This is a genomic window from Streptomyces capitiformicae (genome assembly GCF_002214185.1).
Classification (GTDB): Bacteria; Actinomycetota; Actinomycetes; order Streptomycetales; family Streptomycetaceae; genus Streptomyces; species Streptomyces capitiformicae.
The window spans coordinates 7,679,247-7,702,299 of record NZ_CP022161.1; the positions used below are offsets into that span (position 1 = coordinate 7,679,247).

Below are 23,053 nucleotides of genomic sequence, written 5' to 3' on the forward strand. Positions count from 1 at the left end.
ACTGGCTGTGAAGCCCACACCCCCGCCGACAACCCCTCAGCCCGGCAAGGCTGCCCTGCTCGCGGCGGTGTTCACCGTCGCCGTGCTCTGCGCCTCCGATGTCATAGCCCGTAGCTACCCCTTCGGGCCGCGCACCCGCGCCGTCAACGACCTGGGCAACCAGTACGTACCGTTCCACGCCCATCTGTGGGACCTGCTGCACGGCCGGGCCGACGGCGGACTGTTCGTCAACTGGCAGTCGGGGTTCGGCTCCAGTTTCCTGCCGGACCTCGGTACGTACGTCAGCAGCCCGTTCGCCCTGCTCGTGGCGCTGTTCCCGCGCGACGAGATCGACCTCGCGGTGTATGTGATCACTCTGCTGAAGGTGGGGGCGGCCGCCGCCGCCATGGCCTGGCTGCTGTTCCGGCTGCGCCCCGGCCAGTGGTGGGCGGCGGGGCTGCTGGGCGCGTCGTACGCGCTGTGCGGCTGGACCCTGGCGGACTCCGTCTACAACCCGATGTGGCTCGACGGTCTGGTCGCCCTGCCGTTGCTGTGTCTGGTCGGCGAATGGGCGATGTGGGGGCGGCGCCCGGTGCTCGGGGTGGTGGTCGTGGCGCTCGCCTGGATCGCCAACTTCTACACGGCGTACATGGCGACCCTCGCCGCCGGTCTGGTGCTGCTGCTCCGGCTGTGGCTCGATGACCTCTCGCGCCGACAGCGGCTGCGGGCGGCGGGCCGGGCGCTTGTGACCGTCGTCCTCGGTATCGGCCTCGCCGCGCCGCTGGTGACGGTCGTGTACTTCGGTACCCGGCACGCCTATCCGGGCCGGGTACGGCAGTTCGTGCCCGTCCCCACCGAGGACCTGCTGGCGAGGCTGCTGCCGACGACGTACAGCTTCGGTACACCGGCCGTGTTCGTGGGCACCACGGCGTTGCTGCTCGCGCTCGCCCTGCCCTTCCACCGGGCAGTCCCGGTGCGGGTGCGCGCCGGGTGGACGCTGCTGGTGCTCGGGGTGGCGCTGTCGATGCAGTGGGGCCCGACGCATCTGCTCTGGCACGCGTTCGCCACCCCGCAGGGCAGCTCGTACCGCCAGACCTTCGTGCTCTGCGCGCTGCTGGTGATCGCCGCCTGGCACGCGCTGTCGTACGGCCTTCCCGACCTGCGCGCGCTGAGCGCGGCAGGTGCGCTGCTGGCCCTGATCATCGCCGTCGCGAGCACCAGCGAGCGGACGCTGAAATCCGTCAGTCTCCCGCTCGCCCTGCTCGCGGCCGTGGGCGCGCTGCTCGGGCTGGCGCTGCTGCGGCTCAGGCGCCGGGACGGCAGACCGCTGGCCGCCCTCGCCGTGGCCCTGCTGGTGTGCACGCAGTTCGGCGAGGCCGCCGCCACCGCCGCCGTCGACACCCGGCTGCGGCTCGGCCACATGGACGACTACGCGCCCTGGGGTGCGCGGCAGCGGGAGCAGGCGGAGGCGATCGCCGGGGCCGACGAGTGGCCCCGGTACCGGACCGAGCCGGGCCGGGAGCAGACCGTCGGCAACGATCCGCTGCTGGTCGGCGGTCAGGGCGCCCAGTACTACAGCAGCCTCACCTCCGACGTCCTCAGCCGTACGATGACCGCCCTCGGCGGCGGCTGGACCTCGCGCGGCCGGAACGTACAGAGCCTCGACAACGCCGTCACGGACGCGATCTTCTCGGTCGGCGCCCGGGTGTACTCCCCGCCGGACCCGCACCAGAACTGGTTCCCACAGGACGGCCGCGGAGTGACCGTGGCGCGGCAGGACGCGCCGCCGCTGGTGACGGTACGGCCCACCGACAGCGACTTCCCCGGCCGTACCGGCGTCGCCGACTTCGGGCCGTCGCCGTACCGCAACCAGGAAATGCTGTTGGGCACGCGCGTGTACACCGTGCCCGAATTCACCGTGCGCACCGCGGCCGGAAAGCCGCCGTCCCCCAGCGACGACGAACGGCCGGGCCTGCGCGTGGGCGCGCTGCCCCGCGCGACGGCCGAGCGGAAGCCGACGATCACGGGCAGCTGCCCGGCGGGCGCCGAGCTGTATCTGTGGGCGCCGCACTTCTCGGGTACCGCGCGGCCGGCCGGCGCCTCCGCCGACGCGCTGACCGGACGGTTCCGGTCCGACCAGCCCGTGACCAAGATCGCTCCGATGCAGCGGCTGGGCACGGTGCCCGCTTCCGGGCAGTTCCGGATCGAGCTGTCGCCGAACAAGACGAGCCTCATCCCGGACGGCGCGATCGGCTGCCTGGACACCGCCCGGCTGCGCGGCGCCGTCGCGGAGCTCAGAGAAACCGGCGCCGACCGCGTGAGCGTGTCCGACGGCACCATCCGGGCCGAATTCCCGAAACACAGCACGGGCATCGCGGTCATCGCGACGCCCCGGATCGCCGGCTGGCACTGTGCCACCGACAACGCTCCCGCCGTACCCGCCAAGGAGTACTACGGACTGACCGCCGTACCCCTGTACGGCTCCGCGACCAGTGTGACCTGCACGTTCCATCCGCCCGGACTGCGCCTGGGCATGGCGGTCGGGGCCGTCTCGCTCACCGCCGCGCTCCTGACCGGCGCGGTGGGCGCCGTCCGCCGTCGAAGGACACCGGACGAAACCGCCCCGCAGCCCCTCGACTCTCACCCGACCACACGCGAGCGCATGACCAACGCCGTCTGACCCGCACCCCTGGGGGAAAACCATGCTCATCTCGATCGTCGCACCCTGCTACAACGAAGAAGCCGTTCTCGCCCGCTTCCACGAGGAGGTCCAGAAGGTCTCGGAGAAACTCCTTCCGCTCGGTCACGACATGGAGTTCGTGTACGTCGACGACGGCAGCCGCGACCGGACACTCACCGTCCTGAAGCAGCTGGCCGAGCTCGACGCGCGCGTGCGGTACGTCTCCTTCAGCCGCAACTTCGGCAAGGAGGCCGCCCTGCTCGCGGGCCTGCGGCACGCCTCCGGGGACGCCGTGGTGGTCATGGACGCCGACCTCCAGCACCCGCCCGAGCTGATCTCCCACATGGTCCAGCTGCGCGAACAGGGCTACGACCAGGTCATCGCCCGGCGCACCAGGACCGGCGACCACTTCCTGCGCACCGCCACCGCCCGGCTGTACTACCGGTTCGTCAACCGTCTCGTCGACGTGGAACTCGTCGACGGCGTCGGCGACTTCCGGATGCTGTCCCGGCGCGTGGTGGACGCGGTCCTGGACCTCACCGAGTACAACCGCTTCTCCAAGGGCCTGTTCGCCTGGGTGGGTTTCCCGGCCACGACCTTCGAGTACGAGAACGCCGTACGCGAGCACGGCCGCAGCTCCTGGAACTTCAAGTCCCTGCTCAACTACGGCCTCGACGGGCTGCTCTCCTTCAACAGCAGGCCGCTGCGCGCCGCCCTCTACCTCGGGCTGTGCCTGCTGGTGTGCGCGGGGCTCTACACCGCGTGGATCGTGGGCGCCGCACTGGTGAACGGCGTGGAGACGCCCGGCTATGTCACCATCATCACGGCCGTCACCGCCTTCGCCGGAGTGCAGATGATCATGCTCGGGGTGATCGGGGAGTACACCGGCCGGATCTACTACGAGGTGAAGGGGCGCCCGCACTTCCTGGTGAAGGCAACCAACGTGGAGCGGGCGGAAAAGACGGAGGGCCGCACTCCGTGCACCACGAACAAGGACCTGATTCGCTGATGCGCACAGCAGCGCACACAGCAACGCACACAGCAGCGCACAGGGAGGCACTCCCCGAGGCCCGCCCGGAACCGGAACGCCGAATATCGGGCCAGATCCTCACCTTCGCCCTGGTCGGCGTCGTCAACACCATGACCTATTACGGTCTTTACCTGCTGTTGCTCATGTGGCTTCCCTATCTCGCCGCACACATTCTCGCCTTCATCCTGAGCATGATCGGGTCCTTTTTCCTGAACGCGCGATTCACCTATCGCACGCGCCCGACCTGGCGGAAATTCCTGCTGTTCCCGCTCACCAATGCCACCAACTTCGTGATCACGACGGCAGGCGTGTATGTGATCGTCGACGTCCTGCACGCCGACAACCGGTTCGCTCCGCTCATCGCGTCCGCGGCGGCGATTCCGGTGACGTTCGTGGTGTCCCGGACGATCATGCTCAGGCCAGCGCGGCCAGGGGGTCGTCGATAACCGGCTGCCACGCCAGCTCGGCCGCGCCCACCAGGCTGTTGTGGTCCAGCGTGCAGGCCAGGATCGGTACGACCCCGCTCTGCCCCCACAGACTCCGGTCGGCGACGACCGCCCGCAGCCGGTCGGGGTCGGCTTCGAGGAGGGCGCGATGCATACCGCCGAGGATGATGCGGTCGGGGTTGAGGATGTTGACCAGGCCGGCGAGGCCGAGGCCGAGGCGGTCGATGAGGGTCTCGGCGGCGGTACGGACGGAGGGGTCGGCGTACTGGGTGCGGATCAGGTCGTCGGCCTGCTTGAGAGTCGAGTCCTCGGGGCCCGGGTCACGGCCGACCGCGGTGAGGAAGGCCAGCGGGTCGGCCTCGACGTCCAGACAGCCGCGGCTGCCGCAGTGGCAGGGGCGGCCTTCGGGGTTGACGGTGAGGTGACCGACTTCGAGCGCCAGGCCCGAACTGCCGGTGTGCAGACGGCCGTCGAGGACCAGCGCACCGCCGACGCCCCGGTGCCCCGTGGCCACGCACAGCAGGTCGCGGGCCCCGCGTCCGGCGCCGTGCCGGTGCTCGGCGAGGGCCGCGAGGTTGACGTCGTTGGCCGCGAAGGCGGGTCCCTCGATGCCGGCCGCCCGGACCCGCTCGGCGAAGATGTCCCGCACGGGCGCCCCGGCGGGCCAGGCCAGGTGCAGCGGATTGAGCGCCAGCCCCGCCGGTTCGGCGACCGCCGACGGTACGGCGAGTCCCGCGCCCACGCAGCGTCGGCCGGTCTCCCGCAGCAGGGCGGCGCCCGCGTCGACGACCGAGCCGAGCACCTTCGTCGGGTCGGCGTCGACGATCTCGCAGGCGGGCGTGGTGGCGACGATCCGTCCGCCGAGCCCGACCAACGCGGCACGCCAGCCGTCGGCGTGCACCTGCGCGGCGAGCGCGACGGGACCGTTCTCGGCGACCTCCAGCCGGTGCGAGGGCCGGCCCTGGGATCCGGCGGCGGCACCCGGGTGCGCGTCGACCCGGATCAGACCCAGCGCCTCCAGCTCGGCGGCGACGGCACCCGCCGTGGCCCGGGTGACGCCCAGCTCGGCGGTCAGCACGGCTCTGGTCGGCGCCCGCCCGGTGTGCACGAGTTCGAGCGCCGGACCGAGCGCGCCCCTCCCCCGGTCCAGCCGCGTACGCGTCGTCGTAGCTGTCCCTTCGCCCGCCTTGGGGGCCGCCTTGCCGTCCATGAGGGCGAGTCTCCCATGATCCGCACCGCCTCGAACCTCGTGGCCTCAGCCACCTTCGAAGCCGCTCACCCGCAGCGTGATGTTCAGCCGGCCGGTCAGGCCCAACGCGGACGGCGCCGTTCCCGCGTGGACCCGCGGCACGCCGTGGTACGCCGGCCGGGACGCCCCGCCGAACACGAACAGATCACCGCTGCGCAGTTCCACGTCCGTGTACGGCCGGGTCCGCGACTCGGTGTTGCCGAAGCGGAAGACGCAGGTGTCGCCGAGGCTCAGGGACACCACCGGCGCGTCCGACTTCTCGTCGCTGTCGCGGTGCATGCCCATGCGGGCGTCGGCGTCGTAGAAGTTGATCAGGGCGATGTCGTACACCGCCTCCGGTTCGCCCAGCGTGTCCCGCACCGCGCGCCCGCCCAGCTCGCCGAGCCACTCGGGGAACGGCTTCACGGGTGCGCCGTCGCCGTCGACGACCGTGTGGGCGTAGCCGTACGGGTACCAGTGCCAGCCCAGGCAGACCTGGCGGGAGGTCATCGTGCCGCCGCCGGGGGTGCGGACCGTGCGGAGGCCCGCGGGTGGGCGGGCCCAGTCGCGGCAGGCTTCCAGGAGCCGCCTCTGCTGGTCCGCGTCGAGCCAGTCCGGGACGTGGACCGCGCCGGGCGCGATCTCGGTGCGGCTGCGGCGGAACAACTCGGCGTCCATGGGTTCCATCATCCTCCGGGTTCCGCCGACCGGGCGTGAGCTGGGGCTCGGTTAGCCTGGGCACACGATGAGCGACCGTATGACCGCGCCCTGGGGCGAGTACGCCCTGGCCCGCTTTCCCGAGGACCCCCGTGACCGGCTGCGTGCCTGGGACGCGTCCGACGCGTATCTGCTGCGCCACCTCGCGGGGAGCGGGACGCCCTTGGACGGGACGGTCGTGGTCGTGGGTGACCGCTGGGGCGCGCTGACCACGGCGCTCGCCGGGCACCGGCCGACGCAGATCACCGACTCGTTCCTGAGCCGGGAGGCGACGCGGGCGAACCTGGCGCGCAACGGGATCGAGGCGGACGCGACACGGCTGCTCACCACCCAGGACACGCCGCCGGACCGCATCGATGTACTCCTCGTGCGGGTCCCCAAGAGCCTCGCGCTGCTGGAGGACCAGTTGCACCGGCTCGCGCCCGCCGTGCACGAGGGGACCGTCGTCGTCGGCACCGGGATGGTCAAGGAGATCCACACCTCGACGTTGAAGCTCTTCGAGCGGATCCTCGGCCCGACCCGCACCTCCCTCGCCGAGCAGAAGGCACGGCTGATCTTCTGCACCCCGGACGCGGAGACCATCCTGGCGCGGGGCGCCGATCCATGGCCGTACACCTATGAACTACCCGGTGGCCTCGGCGAGTTGGCCGGGCGTACCGTCGTCAACCACTCGGGTGTGTTCTGTGCCGACCGGCTCGACATCGGCACCCGGTTCTTCCTCGGGCAGCTGCCGTACGGCCGTGTCGGCGGGCGGCGGGTCGTGGATCTGGGGTGCGGCAACGGGGTGGTCGGTACCGCGGTCGCGGTGGCCGATCCGGATGCCGAGGTGGTGTTCGTCGACGAGTCGTACCAGGCGGTGGCCTCGGCGGAGGCGACGTACCGGGCGAACGCCGACGGCAAGGCGGAGTTCGTGGTCGGTGACGGGCTGGAGGGGTTCGCGCCGGGGAGTGTCGATCTCGTCCTGAACAATCCGCCGTTCCACTCGCACCAGGCGACGACCGACGCCACGGCCTGGCGGATGTTCACCGGCGCGCGGCGGGCGCTGCGGCCGGGTGGCGAGCTGTGGGTGATCGGGAACCGACACCTGGGCTATCACGTGAAGCTGCGGCGGCTCTTCGGCAACAGTGAACTCGTCGCGAGTGACGCCAAGTTCGTGGTTCTCAGGGCGGTCAAGCGGGCTGTCGGGAAGTAGCCCGGCGGTTCAGGAACCGGTGCCGCGCAGGGCGCGGGGCGAGGCGCCCAGTTCCCGGCGGCAGGCCTTGTTGAAGGCGTGGAGGTCCGGGATGCCGACGGACGCGGCGACGGCGGGGATGGAGAGGGTCGTGGCGCGCAGCAGATGGTGGGCGCGTTCGAGTCTGCGGCGGCGGATGTAGCCGACCACCGTGCCGCCGGTCTCGGTGCGGAACAGCCGGGTCAGGTGGTTGTGGGAGACACCGGCCGCCTGCGCCACCTCCGGGACGGTGAGCGGGGCGGCGAGGTGCGCCTCGATGTGGGCGATGGCGGTGGTGACCGCCGGGTGCGGGCCGGGGCCCGCGGCGGCGGGCGGGGTCAGGTGGGCGACGCGCCACAGGGTGGTCCAGATCTCGGCCCGGGTTCGGTCGGGCTCGCTCGGGGCGGCGGCCATAGCCTGGAGCAACAGGCTTGTGAGCGCCGGGAGTTCGGGGCCCGCGTCCTGCATCACCCGGACCGTGCGGGGCGGTCCGGCCGGGGCGATGCGCAGGTGGGCGAAGAGGTGTTCCGAGCGGCCCCGGTAGCGGTAGCGGACCGTGGTGCCGGGTGGCACGAGGCTGACGCGGCCGGGGCGGATGGTGTGTGCCGTGCCGTCGACGGTCAGTTCGGCCTCGTACTGGTAGAGATGCAGCTGCCACAGCTCCGGCAGCCGGAACACATCCGTCCGCCCGGCCACACCGTGCACGCCGACCCCGATGCCCGCGACGACAGGCGGCTCACCGAGGTGGATCTCCGTCTCCCGCATGACGGAAAAATATCAGTGACGGGCGTCACACTCCGCGCGCAGGACGCCGATGAGCCGCCCCGCCGTCTCCGCCATCGCCGCCCGCCCCACCGTGAGGTACTTGCGCGGGTCGACCACCTCGGGATGGGCGGCGAGGTGCTCCCGGATCGCGCCGGTCAGCGCGATGTTGAGCGCGGTTCCGATGTTGACCTTGGCGATGCCGCCCGCGACGGCCGTCCGCAGTTCGTCGTCCGGGACTCCGGAGGAGCCATGCAGGACGAGGGGGACGTCCAGCGCTGCGGTCAGCCGTTTCAGCAGCGTGTGGTCGAGGGCGGCGGTCCGGGTGGTCATCGCGTGTGAGCTGCCGATGGCCACGGCGAGCGCGTCCACGCCGGAATCGGCGACGAAGGCGCGTGCCTCGTCGGGGTCGGTACGGGCGCCGGGTGCGTGTGCGTCGAGCGGCGGGACACCGTTCTTGCCCCCTACTTGCGCCGCGTCCTTCCCGCCCACCCGACCCAGCTCAGCCTCGATCCACAGTCCCTGAGCATGCGCCCACTCCACGGCGGAGCGGGTGGCGGCGAGGTTCTCCGCGTACGGCAGACGCGACGCGTCGTACATCACCGAGCTGAACCCGGCGTCGGGGGCCCGGCGCAGCAGGTCGTCGCTCTGGATGTGGTCGAGGTGGAGCGCGACGGGCACGGTCGCGCGCTCGGCTGCCGTGAGGGCGGCGCGGCCCAGCGGGAGCAGGTCCCCGTCATGGAACTTGACCGCGTTCTCGCTCACTTGGACGACCACGGGCGCGTCCACGGACTCGGCGCCCTTGATGACGGCCTCGACGTGCTCCAGGGTGATCACGTTGAAGGCGGCCACCGCGGTGTGTGCCGCGGCCGCTCTGGTGATCAGCTCACCGGTTGTCGTGAGGGGCACAACTCCTCCTGGTTCACCGGGGGTTCGCGTCGAGGATCACCGAGCGGGTGAGGTGGCGCGGCCGGTCGGGGTCGAGGCCGCGGACTGCGGCCAGGGCGACGGCGAGCCGCTGGGCGCGGACCAGCTCGGCGAGTGGGTCGAGCTCGCCCTCGATCCACAACCCGCCGGTCTTCCGCACCTGTTCGGCGAGCCCTTCGGGTGCCTTGCCGAGCATCCAGGTCGCCGTGGACCGGGCGGTGACGCTGATCGGGCCGTGCCGGTACTCCATCGCCGGATACGCCTCGCTCCACGCCAGCGCGGCCTCGCGCATCTTGAGCGCCGCCTCGTGCGCGAGGCCCACGGTCCAGCCCCGGCCGAGGAAGGTGAACTGGGCGCAGTCGACCAGCCCTTCGGGCAGCGGTGCGCTCAGCGCGGTGCGTGCGTCGGCCACGGCCCGGTCGGTGTGCAGCCCGAGGTGGGCGCGCAGGAGGGTGAGGGCGGTGGTGGCGAAGCGGGTCTGCACGACGGACCGCTCGTCGGCGTAGTCCAGCACCACCACGTCGTCGGCGGCCGCCATCACGGGCGTGTCCGGGTCGGCGGTGATCGCGGTCGTAGGCGTACGGCCCCGGAGCGCGCCCAGCACGTCGAGCACCTCGGTGGTGGTGCCGGAGCGGCTGAGGGCGACGACACGGTCGTACCCGCGGCCATGGGGGAACTCCGAGGCCGCGAAGGCGTCCGTCTCACCCTGACCGGCCCGCTCGCGCGATACGGCGGCGGCCTGCGCCATGAAGTACGACGTCCCGCAGCCGATGAGGGCCACGCGCTCCCCCGGCACCGGGAGGACCTTCGCGTGTGCCACCGCCTCGGCGGCGACTCGGGTCCAGCACTCGGGCTGGCTGTTCAGCTCGTCCTCGACGTGGGTCATGCGGTATCCCTCCCCAACCCGATCGGGGTCAGTCCCGTAGCCAGGGGGCGAGCATGCCGCCGCGTTTCAGGGTGGTGAGGACCAGGGAGAGGTCCACCGAGTCGACGTCCTGGAGCCAGAGGGAGCGGGTGACGAAGGTGTGGAGGGCGGCTTCGTCGGGGAACGCGGTCAGGACCAGGAGTTGGCGTTCGCCGGTGACGAAGCTGGCGTAGCGGACGTGGGCGGACTGGGCGAGGGCCGCCGTCACGGCCTCCACCTTGACCGGGGGCGTGCGCACCCGAAGGACGGCTTCCACCGGCAGTCCGAGGACGGCCGGTTCGATCACGGCGCGGATACGGACCCGGCCCGTGCGGCGCAGGGTGGTCAGGCGCCGTCTCGCGGTGGCTTCCGACACGCCCGCGACGCGCGCGAGTTCGTCGTAGGTGCGGCGTCCGTCCTCGGCCAGGGCGTGCAGCAACAGGCGGTCGGCGCGGGCGAGTTCGTCGGTCGGATCGACGGGCAGAGGCAAGGGGTCGGCGGTGGACGGGATCCCGGGGCGGGCCCCCTCCCGCAGGATCGCGATCTCGGAGTCGGTGAGCAGGCCGGCGTGCCACTCGCGGATCGTGCGGATGTGCCGCAGCACCGGAAGGGTCAGGGTCTCCACCACGCCGGGCAGCCCGGAGAGTTCGTCCATGACGAGGCCCGCGAGTCGTTCGCGGGGGCAGAACAGTTCCGCGACGCAGTCCAGGGGGCCGGTGAGGACATGGGCGAAGACGCAGTCGGGGCGGCGAGCCAGTGCCGTGGCCGCCGCCCGGGCCCGGCCCGGTGCACAGCGCACGCCGACCACCGTGTTGCGCCCGCGCACCGCCATGGCCCCGATCCGTACCAGGCCCGACTCCAGCAGGCGGGTGCCGCGGCGGACGACTGTGCGTTCGGGCTCGCCGAGCGCCGCCGCGATGCGATGCCATGAGGCACGGCCGTCGATCTGCAGCGCGCTGACGATACGGCGGTCCAGTAAATCCGCCACGGGGGCGTTCTGCTGTGCGTCCATCAGACCCAACCTATGGCTGATTCCGTCATTCCCGCAGGAGTTCTTGTTCCCTTCCGTCACCTTGGCCCAGCCTGCCGTGCAACAACCCACGCCCCGCCCGCATCCGCACGGTCTCGCCGCCGTACGGTCCCTCCGTCCCCAGGGGGCCCGTACGCGCCGTACGAACCCATGACTCCCGTAACTCCCCGATGTACGGAGATGGTTGACGTGACCGCGACTCCAGGAAGTCCCCCACGTCCCTCGGCGACCGACGCCGCCGGGCCCACGCGGCCCGGCCCCGCCGCCCCCCGGCGCGGGCGGCTCGCGCTCCTCGGCCCCGGGCTTGTGCTGGCCGCCGCGAGTGTGGGCGCGGGCGACATGGTGACGTCGCTCGCGGGCGCGGCCGGGTACGGGATGGCGCTCATGTGGGCGATCGTCATCGGTGTCGTCCTCAAGTACGCGCTCACGGAGGCGGTGGGCCGTCTGTACATGGCCACCGGGCAGACCGTGATCATGAGTCTGAAGTCGGCCGCCCGCTGGCTGCCGCTCGCGTTCATCCTCTTCGTGCTGGTCATCGGGCTGCTCTACGGGGCGGCCCTGAGTTCCGTGGCGTCCCTGGCGCTGTCCACGCTGTTCCCCGTGCTGCCGGTCAGACCGGTCGCCGTGGTGATCGCGCTGGCGGCGGCCGCGATCGTGTACGTCGGGCGGTACGCCCTGTTCGAGCGGGTGATGAGCTTCTTCATGCTCGCCAAGTTCCTCGGCATGGCCGTACTGGCGGTGGCCACGCTCGCCACGGCCGACGATCTGCCGGGGCTGCTCGGCACGCTCCGCCCGCGGCTCCCGGAGGGCGACATCGTGACGGTGCTGGCGCTGATCGGCGGGGTGGGCGGCACGGCCGGGATCGCCTCGTACAGCTACTGGGTGCGGGAGAAGGGCTGGGCGGACCGGAGCCGGCTGCGGCTCATGCGGGCGGACTCGGCCGTGAGTTACGGCATCACGTTCCTGTTCGTGCTCTGTACGACAGTGGTGGGTACGGGGCTGCTGTACGGCACCGGCGGGAGCATCACCGGCAACGAGGGGCTGGCGGCGCTCGCCGATCCGCTCGGCGCCGATCTGGGGTCCGTGGCCCGCGTGCTGTTCCTGGGGACGTTCTTCCTGGTGACGCTGAGCGCGCTCGTCGGCGGCTTCAACGGGCTGTGCTACCTGCTCGCCGACTCCTTGCGGGCGCTGCGCGGCATCCCGGACGCGGAGGCGGAGCGCCATATCGCGCAGCACAGCCTTCCGTTCCGCCTGTTCGTCCTCTACTGCGCCGTCACCTCGGTCGCCGTCATCTTCCTGGGCCGGCCGGTGTCCCTGGTGCTGACCTACGCCGCCGTCGGCTCGCTGATCCTGCCGCTGCTGTCCGGCGCGCTGCTTGTCCTGCTCAACCGCCGGGGCGTGGACCCGGCGTGCCGCAATGGAATCACCTCGAACGTCCTGCTGGGCGGCTCCTTCGTCCTCTTCGGAGTACTCGCCGTCGTCCAGCTCAAGGATTCCCTGGGAGGGGCGTGAACCACCTCGTGAACCACTCCGTCGACCACTCCGTCGACCTCGACCGCCGTACGAAGCGCCCCGTGAATCCCACGGGCGACGTGAACCCCACGGACGACCTGTGCTTCCGGACGGCCTTCGAGCTCTCCGCCGCGCTCGCGCGCCGCGAGGTGTCCGCGCGCGAGGTCGTGACCGCCCATCTGGAGCGGATCGAGCGCGTCAACCCGACGGTGAACGCCATCGTGACCCTCGTCGCGGACCAGGCGCTGGAGCAGGCCGCCGACGCCGACGAGCGGATGGCGGCCGGGCAGCCGGTCGGCCCGCTGCACGGGCTGCCCGTGGCGCACAAGGACCTGCACGACACGGCGGGCATCCGCACGACGTACGGCTCGCCGATCTTCGCCGACCACGTCCCCGACCGCGACCATCTGGTCGTCCAGCGCCTGCGGGACGCCGGGGCGATCACCATCGGCAAGACCAACGTCCCCGAACTCGGCCTGGGTTCGCACACCGTCAACCCCGTCTTCGGTGCCACTCGCAACCCGTACGACCTCTCCCGCAGCGCGGGCGGCAGCAGCGGCGGCGCGGGGGCGGCCCTCGCCTGCGGGATGCAGCCCATCGCCGACGGCAGCGACACCGGGGGCTCGCTGCGCAATCCGGCCTCCTTCAACAACGTCGTCGGTCTGCGTCCCTCCCCCGGGCGTGTGCCGTCCTGGCCGGACAAGGCGCAATGGGGTCAGCTGTCGGTGAAGGGGCCGATGGCCCGGACCGTCGCGGACGTCACCCTGGCCCTGTCGGTGCTGGCCGGCCCGGACCCGCGCGATCCACGGTCCCTGGAGCGGCCCGGTTCCACCTTCGCGTGGCAACTCAGCGATGACATCCGGGGGTTGAGGGTCGCCTGGTCGCCCGATCTCGGCGGAGCCGTGCCCGTCGCCCCGGAGGTACGGGACGCGCTGGCGCCGGCGGTCGAGGTGTTCTCCGCGCTGGGCTGCGAGGTCGAGGATGCCTGCCCGGACCTGTCGGGCGCGGACGAGGTGTTCCTCGCCCAGCGCGCCTGGCAGGTGGAGCTCGTCTACGGGGCGCTGCTGGACGAGCACCGCCACCGGATGGCCCCGGACGTGGTGTGGAACATCGAGCAGGGCCGCAAGCTCGCCGGGCCGGACCTGGGGCGGGCGCAGACCCTGCACGGCGCGCTCTTCCACCGGGTCCGCGAGTTCTTCGAGCGGTACGATCTGCTGTTGCTGCCGGTCAGCCAGGTCGCGCCGTTCGACATCGACCTGGCGTACCCGACGGTCGTGGACGGCACTCCCATGGAGACCTATCTCGACTGGATGCGCTCGGCCTACCTGATCTCCGTCACGGGCTGTCCCGCGCTCTCCGTCCCGGCCGGCTTCACCCCGCAGGGCCTGCCGGTGGGGCTGCAGTTGGTGGGACGGCACCGCCAGGACTGGTCCCTCCTGAAGGCCGGGTACGCCTTTGAACAGGCGACGCGGGTCGGCGAGCGCCGACCGCCGGTCGTGAGCGCGTAGGGCCCTGCTCAGCGGCTCGCGAGGAGCCCGTAGAGCAGGGGGATCCTGGGCTCCGGCAGACGCCACCAGCCGGACGGGGTGCGGGTCATCCGGGGCCAGCGCGGCCAGGTCAGTTCGTCGCTCTCGCGCAGGCGCCGGAGGCTCAGTCCGGCGCCGATGAGCGCGTTGATCACCTCGTCCAGGCCGTGCATCCACTCGTAGCTGTCGGTGGCGCCCTCGACGGCGGGACCGTCGGTGTAGGTGTACGTCGCGTCGCGGTGCACCGGGCCCCGGCCGCCCAAGTAGTCGTTGCGGAGGAGGAATTCGGGACCTGCGTCCGGTGCGGGCTTGGGGCCGAGGGAGTTGAGCAGCGGATGGAACTCCGCGATGTACAACCGCCCGCCGGGTCGTAGGAGTCGAGCGACGACCGCCGCCCAGCGGTCCAGGTCGGGCAGGTAGCACAGGGCGCCCTTGCCCGTGTAGACCACGTCGAACCGCCCCTCCCCCAGGGCCTCGACGGCGTCGTACACATTCGCCCGTACGTAGCCGACGTCCAGCCCCGCCTTCGCCGCGAGACTCCCGGCGGCCGCCACGGACGCCTCGGAGAAGTCGAGCCCGATGGCCCGCGCCCCACGCTGCGCGAAGGCCAGCGTCTCGGTGCCGAGGTGGCACTGGAGGTGGACCACGTCCCGGCCGGCCAGCTCCCCCAGGTCCTCCCACTCCCATGGGGCGAACCACCGTGCCGGGTCGAGGTTTTCATCGAGCCCGTAGAAGCGGCTCGCGAGATGAACAGGCGTACGGGCGTCCCAGTTGGCCTCGTTGGCCCGCATCAAGTGCTCATGGGCATCGGTCATGACGACATCCAAGCAGTTCCGTCCGCCGGCGGAACATGGCGCTCAGTGCGAGTGTTCCGCCGAGGGCTCGTCCGGTGTCTCGGACGCCGTCGCCTTTCCGGCCCGGACCGTGAACGCCGCCGTGTGGACCTTTCCTTCGTGCTTGAAGTCGAGGAAGAGGCGGTAGCTGCCGGTGCTGGGTGCGGTGGCCGTGAAGGAGATGGTCGGTCCGGGGGCGGTCCTGCCGTCGCCGGGTTCGCCGCCCGGGTGGACGTGGAGGTAGGCGAGGTCGCCGGAGCGGAGGGCGACGAGGTGGCCGTAGGCGCCCAGGTAGGGCTGGAGGTCGGTGACGGGGCTGCCGTCGCGGGAGACCTTCAGTTTCAGTTCGCTCGCCGCGCCCGGGCGCATGCCTCCGTCCAGTTCGACCTCGTAGCCGTCGGTCCGCGCGGTGCCGTTCAGCGCCGGGAGCTTCTCCGGCTTGTACGGGCCGGAGGCCGCCAGGTCCGCGCCGAGTACGAGATTCTCGGCGCCCTCGGCCGCCGGGGTGAAGTCGGCGAACACCCGGTAGCCACCGGCCCTGGGGAGGTCGACGGGGATGCTCCACGTGCCGTCGGCGGCGCGGGTGGGGTGCAGGTGGCGGTAGGTCACCAGGTCGCGTGAGGCGAGGATGAGGTGGAGTTCCGCGTCGTGCTCGCGCTGGTACGCGGTGACGGCGCGGCCGTTCTCGTCCCGGATGACGAAGCGCAGGTCGGTGCGTTGTCCGGCGGTCACGGTCGGGGTTCCGAGGTCGAGGGTGTAACCGTCCTCGGATATCTGCAGCCCGCCGGCCGCCGGCGTTTCGCGCTGTTCCGCGTCGCCGCCGCCGGCCTCGTCGGGTTCCGGTGACGCCTCGCCGTGGCTGTCGTGGCGCGCGGCCCCGCTCGCCGCGACGTCCGTGACGTCCGCGACGACGGGGTCGATGCCCTTGCCCACGCCGTAGGCCGTGCCGAACGTCGCGGCCAGCGCTGCGGCGAACGCGGTGATCTTCAGCCCGGTGTTCATGGCCGTCTCCTCGGGGATGGAAAGCTCTCTGGTCCTCTACGCAGCTCACAATACCCCCCTGGGGTATACAGTCAAGCGATCCGGGTGACTTGCCTTTGATACCTACCAGGGGTATATAGACTCCAGCTCACGGATACCCCTCCCTGGCGGGCCAGGTCCGAGGCCGAGGCGGCCGGACGTACCGCCGTCGTCGCCTGGGACGGCGAGGCACGGGCGGTCCTCGAAGTCGCCGACGCTGTGAAGGGGACCAGCGCCGAAGCGATCACCCGGCTGCGCGCGCTCGGCCTCACGCCGATCCTGCTGACCGGCGACAACAAGGCCGTGGCCGAGTCGTCAACGACGCGGCCGCGCTCGCCCGGGTCGGCCTGGGGCCGGCCGTGGGCAGGGGCACGGACGCCGCGATCGAGGCCGGTGACCTCACCCTCGTCCGGGGTGACCTGCGTGCGGCGGCCGACGCCATCCGCCTCGCCCGCCGCACGCCGGGCACATCCCGTCCAACCTGTTCTGCGCGTTCGCCTACAACGTGGCCGCACTGCCGCTCGCCGCGGCCGGCCTCCTCAACCCGATGATCGCCGGCGCGGCCATGGCCTTCTCCTCGGTGTTCGTCGTCGTCTAGCGGTCGTGGTGCTGGTGGAGGTCGGCGAGGAGCAGGTTCGGGTCCTTCATGGTGAAGTAGGCGGCGCTGGGCACGTAGACGGTCCCGTGGCGCACGGCCACGGAGGTGGGGTTCGACAGCCCGTCCTTCTGGGTGAGGACGATGGAGCGGCTGCCGTTCGGGCGTACCAGGGCTACTTCATTGCTCACGATCAGGGAGGCGAGGACGGTGTCCCCGTGTCCGGTGAACGCGAAGTCGTCGATGCCGGTGAGTCCCGTCGCCTTGGTCTGGACCGGGCCCGGCGAGCCGTTCGGGCGTACGGGGATGCGCAGCAGCGAACGCCGGTCCGTGTTGGACACCCATACGGCGTCGTGGTGGACCTTGAGGCCGTTCACGCCGACGCCGAAGCCGCCCGCCGAGGCGGGGACGGGGGCGAGTTCGGTTGCCGTGGCCCATGCCGTCGGCTCGCCGCCCTCCTTGGGCACACGCCAGACGGTACCCAGCACCGAGTCGGCGACGTAGAGCACGCCCCAGCGCTCGTCGAGGCCGATGGCGTTGGGCAGCCCGTCCGCCGGCAGCTGGGCGATCTGGCGGGGCCTGGAGCCGTCGGGGTCGATGCGCCAGACACCGGTCTTGCTGGTGCCGGTGGCGTAGGTGACGTAGAGCGTGCCGTCGTGGGCACGGACGATCCCGAGGACGATGTCGTCGCCGACAACAGGTGTGTTCGGGTTCGCCTCGGCGGGCAGGGTCGCACGGATCCGCGTGTGTCCGTTCTTGGTGACGTGGGCGACCTGACGGGCGGACGCGAACGTCAGGTCGGCGGAGCCGTCGGGCTCGAGCGCGATGTTCTCCGGTGTCTGCCCCTTGGCGAAGTCGAAGTGGGCGACGATACGCGGACGGGACACGGCCGGCTCGCCGCCGGGCGCGGGAGCCGCGGCGAGCACGGTGAGCGCGGCGGTGGCCACGGCCACACCGGGCAGGTACGGGAGTCGGGGCATGGGCCTCTCCTTGGAGGGGGCGGGGGCGCCGGTGTGCGGCGCGACACGAACATGGCGGTGCGCCGGCTGCCGGCGGTGGCAGTCAGGGCCGGGAGTTCGCCCACACGGCGCACGGCATGCGGCCGATCGAGTTCCCCGCACGGCCGGGGTCGGGTGGAGCGGGGCGGCATACGGGCACGCCGCATGTCCGCCCGTCCCGCGGTCAGTCCGTCCGTCGCGGAATCGTTCGCGGCGGTCAGTCGTCGGTCGCGGTCAGAGGCGCGAGGCGCTCCTCGCACCATGCCCTGGCTGCGTCGGCGACCTCCTCCAGCGCGCCGGGCTCCCCGAACAGGTGGGTCGCACCCGGTACCAGGTGCAGTGCGTGCGGGACCGTCAGCAGCCGGGCCGCCTCCTGGTTCAACCGCAGCACCTCCGTGTCCTGACTGCCGACGATGAGCAGGACCGAGGCGCGTACGCGGTGCAGGGCGTCCCCTGCCAGATCTGGCCGGCCGCCCCGCGACACCACGGTCAGGACCCGCTCCGGGCGCTCCGCCGCGGCCACCAGCGCTGCCGCCGCTCCGGTGCTGGCGCCGAACAGGGCCACAGGGAGCTCCTTGATGCCGGGCTGGGCCGCCAGCCAGTCGATCACGACCGCCAGACGGCTCCCCAGGAGGGGGATGTCGAAGCGGTACTCGGCGGTCCACTCGTCTTCGCGCTCTTCCCGCTCGGTGAGCAGATCCATCAGTACGGTGCCCAGTCCTGCGGTGCGCAACTGTTCGGCGACCATCCGGTTGCGGGGACTGTGCCTGGAGCTGCCGCTGCCGTGGGCGAACAGCACCACCGCCCGGGCCGCCACCGGTACCACGACATCGCCCGCGAGCGCCTCACCGTCGACGGGCACCAAGATCGACTGGGAGATCATCGCCGTCGCCTTCTTCCTGTCCGGTCCCCCTCCGCGTACCCGGTGCGCAGGGCCTCGATCATCCGGATCCGCGATCGGCCGCGCGGCGCCACCCACTGTCGTATGAACCGGCCGGTCACGGGTACCCGAGGGGCAGTCGTCGGCCCGGCGGCTCGGTCGGATCGGTCAGGAGGTGGGCCATGGTCGGTGACACTGACGACGACATCCGGCTGCGGCGCGAGGGCGGAAGCGGTCACCGGGCGGTTCCGCACACGGCCGATGTGCGTGTCGAGGCGTGGGGAGCGAGCCGGGAACGATGTCTGGCGGAGGCGGTACTGGGGACGGTGGAGTGCTTCGCCGACATCAGCGGAGTGCGGCCCACGTTCGTGGAGCGTGTCCGGCTGGCGGAGAGCGGCGACGACGATCTGCTGACCGCGCTTCTGGAAGAGGTCGTCTTCCGTCTGGAGGTGGACGGCAGGGTGACCGTCGACGTGGAGGCGGGCCCGGCCGACGACGGCCTCGACGTGCGCCTCGCGCTGGCCGAGCTGGCGGACGTGGAGATCATCGGTGCGGTGCCCAAGGGCGTCTCGTGGCACGGGCTGCACATCGGGCCGGACCCCTACGGCTGGTCGTGCGCGGTGACCATCGACGTGTGAGACGTCTGAGGGGTTCACCTGCCTCAGCCCTTCACCACACCCAGCGGGACCAGCCGGGCGACCACACGGCACAGCCCTGCGGCCTCGCTGACCGCCACGACCTCGCTCACGTCCTTGTACGCCTCGGGTGCCTCCTCCGACAGAGCGCGCAACGACCGGGGGCGCACCGCGATGCCCGCCGCCTCCAACCGGGCCCGCAGCTCCTGCCCGCTGACCGCACGCGCGGCCCGATGGCGGCTGAGCACCCTGCCCGCGCCGTGGCAGGTGGAGGAGAACGCGTCACCGCCCGGAACGCCGACCAGGACGTACGAGGCGGTGCCCATGGTTCCGGGGATCAGCACCGGCTGGCCCACGTCGCGCAGGTCCTGCGGAAGGTCGGGGTGCCCGGGCGGGAAGGCGCGGGTGGCGCCCTTGCGGTGCACGCACAGTCGGCGTCGCGCTCCGGCCACCGTATGGGTCTCGATCTTGGCGAGGTTGTGGGACACGTCGTACACCAAGGAGAGGCGGGTCCCCGCGACGCGGCCGAAGACCCGGCGGGCCGCGTCCGACAACAACTGGCGGTTGGCACGGCCGTAGTTGGCCGCGGCGGCCATCGCCCCCAGATAGGCCCGCCCCTCGGGCGAGTCGACCGGGGTGCAGGCGAGCTGCCGGTCGGGGACGGCGGTGCCGTAGCGGGACATGGCGCCGTCCATCGCGCGGACGTGATCGGTGCAGATCTGGTGGCCGAGGCCACGTGAACCGCAGTGGATCATCACGCACAGCTGGTCGACGGCGATCCCGAACGCGGCGGCGGCCGTCTCGTCGTACACCTCGTCGACCCGCTGCACTTCCAGGAAGTGATTGGCGGACCCCAGGCTGCCCACCTGGCCCAGCCCCCGCTCCCGGGCCCGCCCGCCGACCTCACCGACATCGGCGTCGGCGACCGCCCCACCGTCCTCGCATCGCGTCAGGTCGCGTTCCTCGCCGTATCCCTCCTCCACGGCGTAACGGGAGCCGCCCCGGAGGATCCGCTCCAGTTGTCCGGGGCCGGTCAGCCGCCATACCCCGCCCGGGCCCGCGCCCCGCGGAATCGACCGGTCCAGGCCGTCCATGATCGTCGGCAGCGCCGGCTCCAGCTCCCGCCCGTCGGTGTCGGCGGCCAGCAGCCGCACCCCGCAGGAGATGTCGAAGCCGACCCCGCCGGGCGAGACGACACCGCCGGCGTCCACGTCGGTCGCGGCCACCCCGCCGATCGGGAAGCCGTAGCCCCAGTGGATGTCCGGCATGGCGTAGGAGGCGCCGACGATGCCCGGCAGCGTGGCCACGTTGGCGACCTGTTGGAGGGACTGCTCGGCGTCCCTCAGCAACGCCCGGGACGCGAACACCGTCCCGGGCACCCGCATCGGCCCGTGCCGGTCGATACGGAAGCGGTGGGGGCGTTCCTCGACCAGTTCCACGGCGGCCTCCCATGTACCCAACGTCGGCCTTCCATGTACCCGACGTCCGCAGTACCCGCGGAGAGCGCCCCCTATCGAAGAAACCATCCCTAATCTGGAGGTATGAGCGACGGCGTGGTGACGCTGTTCGTCTGCGGTGATGTGATGCTCGGGCGCGGCGTCGATCAGATCCTGGCGCACCCGGGTGATCCGGCGCTGCGGGAGGACTACGTCCGGGACGCCCGGACGTACGTACGCCTGGCGGAGTCCGTCAACGGTCCCGTTCCGGCTCCTGTCGATCCGTCCTGGCCATGGGGCGAGGCGCTGCGGTCGCTGGAGGAGGCCGCCCCGGACGTCCGGATCGTGAATCTGGAGACGGCTGTGACGCGCGCCGACGCGTTCGCGCCGGGCAAGGCGGTCCACTACCGCATGCACCCGGCCAACCTGCCCGCGCTGACCGTGGCCCGGCCCGACGTGTGCGTCCTGGCCAACAACCACGTGCTGGACTTCGGCCGCGCGGGCCTGGAGGAGACGCTGGACTCGCTGGCCGACGCGGGGCTGCGTACGGCGGGCGCGGGGCGGGACGCCGACGAGGCGTGGGCGCCCGCGGAGGTCCCTCTCCGGTCGGGCGGTCGCGTACTCGTCCTGGCCTTCGGGATGCGGACCAGCGGCATCCCGCCCGGCTGGGCGGCGAGCGCCGACCTGCCCGGCGTCGCCTACGTTCCCGACCTGTCGGCCGACTCCGCGGCCGCGGTCGTCCGGCGCGTGCGCCAGGCGAAACGGGCGGGCGACATCGCGGTCGTCTCCGTGCACTGGGGGGACAACTGGGGCTACCACGTACCCCAGGCGCAGATCCGCTTCGCACATGCCCTGGTGGACGGAGGCGTCGACGTCGTCCACGGCCACTCCTCGCATCACCCCCGCCCCGTCGAGTTCTACCGCGACCGGCTGATCCTCCACGGCTGCGGCGACTTCGTCGACGACTACGAGGGCATCGGCGGCTACGAGAAGTACCGCGACGACCTCCGCATCGCCTACGTCGTCACCGTGGCGACGGCGACGGCCCCGGGCCGGCCGGTGGACATGAACCATCCGGCGGCCACAGGCCGACCGACCGGCCTGCGCATGATCCCCTTGCAGGCCCGGCGTATACGGCTGGAACCGGCGCCCGACGGGGACCGCGCCTGGCTGTGCACCACCCTCGACCGCGTCAGCGAGGGAGCGCGCATCACCCTGGAGCCCGACGGCACGCTCACAGCGGCACCGCGCGCCGCCGCTCCACCCGTACGGGGCAACGGCCCGTGAACCGAAACCGCCACCGGTGGCTACGGCTCACGCTGCTCGGCGTGGGCGCGATGAACTCGCCGCGGTTCGCACCGGCGGGCCTGCTGCTGCGCTACCGGCGACAGCGCGCGGCCTTCGACGGCGGCCCCGGCGCGGAACCACCACCCGGGCCGCTCGCGGCGTGGCTGGTCACCGACGAGCGCTCGGAGCTGAGGTCCGCACTGCGCCGGAGCGCGGCCCTGCGGAACATGTCGGTCCGGGCCGGTGATCTGGACCTCGGCGAGGCGGCCGAGGTGCGGGTGCGCCGCCTCCCGGTGGCCCACACCTCCCACCCCACATACGGCTACCGCATCGAGGCGGACGGCCTCCTCGTGGTGTGGGCGCCGGAGTTCTGGGAGTTTCCGACCTGGGCCGCGCGGGCCGACCTGATGTTCGCCGATGCCGCGGCCTGGGGGCGGCCCATACGGTTCCGGGGCGGCGTGGGCGGCCACGCGAGCGTGCAGGCCGTCGCCGAGCAGGCCGTTCGGCACGACGTACGCCGGCTGATCCACGCCCACATCGGGCGGCCCGCCCTCCGAGCGATCGACGCCGGTCTGAGGCCTCCGATGGGTGAGTGGGGTGTCGAGGGCCGCACCTACTCGCTGCGGTTGCCGGGGCCGGGCACGAACCGAGCGTTACAGAACGCTACAGATGGCGCCCCGACGCTCCCGCTCACCGATCGTCGTCGCGGAGCGCTTCGAGTACGTCGTCGTCCGTGAGTTGGGCGAAGTCCTCGTACCACTCGCCGACGGCCATGAACTCCCTGGGCGCGGCCAGGCACACCACCTCGTCGGCTTCGTGCCGCAGAAGGTCGACTGCTTCCGGTGAGGCCACGGGTACGGCCACGACCACGCGCTCGGGGGCTTGTCGTCGTACGGAACGCACGGCTGCGCGCGCCGTCGCGCCGGTCGCCAGTCCGTCGTCGACGAGGATCACGGTGTGGCCGCGCAACTCCGGGGCGGGCCGGCCCTGCCGGTAGCGCTGTTCGCGGCGGTGGAGTTCCTTGCGTTCCTGCTCCACCACCTCCGCGAGTTCGGCCCGGCTCAGCCCCAGCCGGTCCAGGGCGTCCTCGTTGAAGAGGGGCGGCTCGTCGCCCGCGATCGCGCCGACGCCGAACTCCTTGTGGAACGGCGCCCCGATCTTGCGCACGATCAGCACGTCCAGCGGGGCCTCGAGCCCGCGCGCGACCTCCCGGGCGACGGGGATCCCGCCGCGGGGCAGGGCGAGGACCAGGGGATGCGGAAGGGTTCCCTTCTCCTGCAGGATCCGAAGCCGTTCCGCCAATTCCCGGCCCGCCTGAAGACGGTCACGGAACTGCATCCGCTTCTTCTTCCTCACGACACCGGAGAACACCGGTGTACGGGCTGTTCACCGGCCCCGAGTACCCGACGGCGCACCGT

Annotated in this window: 21 protein-coding genes and 1 pseudogene; 10 read left to right on the forward strand and 12 right to left on the reverse strand. The window is 72.0% G+C overall.

Translation table 11 applies throughout. From position 1 onward, the window contains the following. The first annotated feature begins 7 nt into the window (after positions 1-7). Genes CES90_RS34345 through CES90_RS34355 form a run of 3 tightly spaced genes read left to right on the forward strand, consistent with a single transcriptional unit; the run spans position 8 to position 4,135 of the window. Positions 8-2,659, forward strand: a complete 2,652-nt coding sequence (locus tag CES90_RS34345) for a YfhO family protein (protein ID WP_229914353.1) — start codon at positions 8-10, stop codon at positions 2,657-2,659. A gap of 22 nt (positions 2,660-2,681) precedes the next feature. Continuing rightward, positions 2,682-3,668 carry a glycosyltransferase family 2 protein gene (locus tag CES90_RS34350; protein WP_189787434.1) on the forward strand — a complete coding sequence of 329 codons (987 nt, stop codon included), beginning with the start codon at positions 2,682-2,684 and terminating at the stop codon, positions 3,666-3,668. Then, positions 3,668-4,135: a GtrA family protein gene (locus CES90_RS34355; RefSeq protein WP_268257062.1), complete on the forward strand. Its 468-nt coding sequence runs from the start codon at positions 3,668-3,670 to the stop codon at positions 4,133-4,135. Before CES90_RS34350 ends, CES90_RS34355 begins: the two co-directional genes overlap by 1 nt. Here CES90_RS34355 and CES90_RS34360 read toward each other — a convergent pair. Then, positions 4,104-5,345: an ROK family protein gene (locus tag CES90_RS34360; protein ID WP_189787433.1), complete on the reverse strand. Its 1,242-nt coding sequence runs from the start codon at positions 5,343-5,345 to the stop codon at positions 4,104-4,106. The two genes, CES90_RS34355 and CES90_RS34360, sit on opposite strands and share 32 nt — an antisense overlap. Positions 5,346-5,390: 45 nt before the next feature. After that, positions 5,391-6,041, reverse strand: coding sequence for an alpha-ketoglutarate-dependent dioxygenase AlkB family protein (locus CES90_RS34365; RefSeq protein WP_189787432.1), 651 nt, complete (start codon positions 6,039-6,041; stop codon positions 5,391-5,393). Between the two features lie 67 nt (positions 6,042-6,108). On the opposite strand from CES90_RS34365, the gene CES90_RS34370 reads away from it, so the two are divergent. Beyond that, complete coding sequence (locus CES90_RS34370; RefSeq protein WP_189787431.1) at positions 6,109-7,272, forward strand: methyltransferase; 1,164 nt, start codon at positions 6,109-6,111, stop codon at positions 7,270-7,272. A gap of 9 nt (positions 7,273-7,281) precedes the next feature. On the opposite strand, the gene CES90_RS34375 is transcribed toward CES90_RS34370, so the two are convergent. Genes CES90_RS34375 through CES90_RS34390 form a run of 4 tightly spaced genes read right to left on the reverse strand, consistent with a single transcriptional unit; the run spans position 7,282 to position 10,895 of the window. Beyond that, positions 7,282-8,055: an AraC family transcriptional regulator gene (locus tag CES90_RS34375; protein ID WP_189787430.1), complete on the reverse strand. Its 774-nt coding sequence runs from the start codon at positions 8,053-8,055 to the stop codon at positions 7,282-7,284. Between the two features lie 12 nt (positions 8,056-8,067). Continuing rightward, a complete protein-coding gene (locus CES90_RS34380; RefSeq protein WP_189787429.1) occupies positions 8,068-8,961 on the reverse strand; it encodes a class II fructose-bisphosphate aldolase in 894 nt (297 codons plus the stop codon). 13 nt (positions 8,962-8,974) lie between these two features. After that, complete coding sequence (locus tag CES90_RS34385) at positions 8,975-9,865, reverse strand: SIS domain-containing protein (protein WP_189787428.1); 891 nt, start codon at positions 9,863-9,865, stop codon at positions 8,975-8,977. A gap of 28 nt (positions 9,866-9,893) precedes the next feature. Continuing rightward, positions 9,894-10,895 (reverse strand): Lrp/AsnC family transcriptional regulator, encoded by a 1,002-nt coding sequence (locus tag CES90_RS34390; protein ID WP_189787427.1) that lies wholly within the window; start codon positions 10,893-10,895, stop codon positions 9,894-9,896. A gap of 198 nt (positions 10,896-11,093) precedes the next feature. On the opposite strand from CES90_RS34390, the gene CES90_RS34395 reads away from it, so the two are divergent. Then, the gene (locus CES90_RS34395) at positions 11,094-12,425 is read left to right on the forward strand and encodes an Nramp family divalent metal transporter (protein WP_189787426.1); all 1,332 of its coding nucleotides are present in this window, start codon (positions 11,094-11,096) and stop codon (positions 12,423-12,425) included. After that, entirely contained in the window at positions 12,422-13,933 is a 1,512-nt protein-coding gene (locus CES90_RS34400; protein ID WP_189787425.1) for an amidase, read from the forward strand. The genes CES90_RS34395 and CES90_RS34400 overlap by 4 nt, the downstream gene beginning before the upstream one ends. Positions 13,934-13,941: 8 nt before the next feature. Here CES90_RS34400 and CES90_RS34405 read toward each other — a convergent pair whose 3' ends face one another. Beyond that, positions 13,942-14,766 carry a class I SAM-dependent methyltransferase gene (locus CES90_RS34405; RefSeq protein ID WP_189787424.1) on the reverse strand — a complete coding sequence of 275 codons (825 nt, stop codon included), beginning with the start codon at positions 14,764-14,766 and terminating at the stop codon, positions 13,942-13,944. A gap of 42 nt (positions 14,767-14,808) precedes the next feature. Then, positions 14,809-15,786: a hypothetical protein gene (locus tag CES90_RS34410; RefSeq protein ID WP_189787423.1), complete on the reverse strand. Its 978-nt coding sequence runs from the start codon at positions 15,784-15,786 to the stop codon at positions 14,809-14,811. Positions 15,787-15,933: 147 nt separating this feature from the next. On the opposite strand from CES90_RS34410, the pseudogene CES90_RS34415 reads away from it, so the two are divergent. Further along, positions 15,934-16,402: pseudogene (locus CES90_RS34415) on the forward strand (HAD family hydrolase); the annotation flags it as partial. On the opposite strand, the gene CES90_RS34420 reads toward CES90_RS34415, so the two are convergent. Beyond that, complete coding sequence (locus CES90_RS34420) at positions 16,399-17,379, reverse strand: SMP-30/gluconolactonase/LRE family protein (RefSeq protein ID WP_189787422.1); 981 nt, start codon at positions 17,377-17,379, stop codon at positions 16,399-16,401. The pseudogene CES90_RS34415 and the gene CES90_RS34420 overlap by 4 nt on opposite strands. A 235-nt stretch (positions 17,380-17,614) precedes the next feature. After that, positions 17,615-18,280, reverse strand: coding sequence for a dienelactone hydrolase family protein (locus tag CES90_RS34425; protein WP_189787421.1), 666 nt, complete (start codon positions 18,278-18,280; stop codon positions 17,615-17,617). 179 nt (positions 18,281-18,459) lie between these two features. On the opposite strand from CES90_RS34425, the gene CES90_RS34430 reads away from it, so the two are divergent. Continuing rightward, entirely contained in the window at positions 18,460-18,915 is a 456-nt protein-coding gene (locus CES90_RS34430; protein WP_189787420.1) for an archease, read from the forward strand. A 23-nt stretch (positions 18,916-18,938) separates the two neighbouring features. On the opposite strand, the gene CES90_RS34435 is transcribed toward CES90_RS34430, so the two are convergent. Further along, the gene (locus CES90_RS34435; protein WP_189787445.1) at positions 18,939-20,351 is read right to left on the reverse strand and encodes an RtcB family protein; all 1,413 of its coding nucleotides are present in this window, start codon (positions 20,349-20,351) and stop codon (positions 18,939-18,941) included. A gap of 102 nt (positions 20,352-20,453) precedes the next feature. Between CES90_RS34435 and CES90_RS34440 the strand changes: the two genes are divergently transcribed. Together CES90_RS34440 and CES90_RS34445 are read left to right on the forward strand one after the other, a co-directional pair. After that, on the forward strand, positions 20,454-21,635 hold the full coding sequence (locus CES90_RS34440) for a CapA family protein (protein ID WP_189787419.1): 1,182 nt from the start codon (positions 20,454-20,456) through the stop codon (positions 21,633-21,635). Then, positions 21,632-22,372: an MBL fold metallo-hydrolase gene (locus tag CES90_RS34445; protein WP_229914352.1), complete on the forward strand. Its 741-nt coding sequence runs from the start codon at positions 21,632-21,634 to the stop codon at positions 22,370-22,372. The genes CES90_RS34440 and CES90_RS34445 overlap by 4 nt, the downstream gene beginning before the upstream one ends. On the opposite strand, the gene CES90_RS34450 is transcribed toward CES90_RS34445, so the two are convergent. After that, entirely contained in the window at positions 22,326-22,973 is a 648-nt protein-coding gene (locus CES90_RS34450) for a phosphoribosyltransferase (protein WP_189787418.1), read from the reverse strand. The genes CES90_RS34445 and CES90_RS34450 overlap by 47 nt on opposite strands. Positions 22,974-23,053 lie beyond the last annotated feature (80 nt).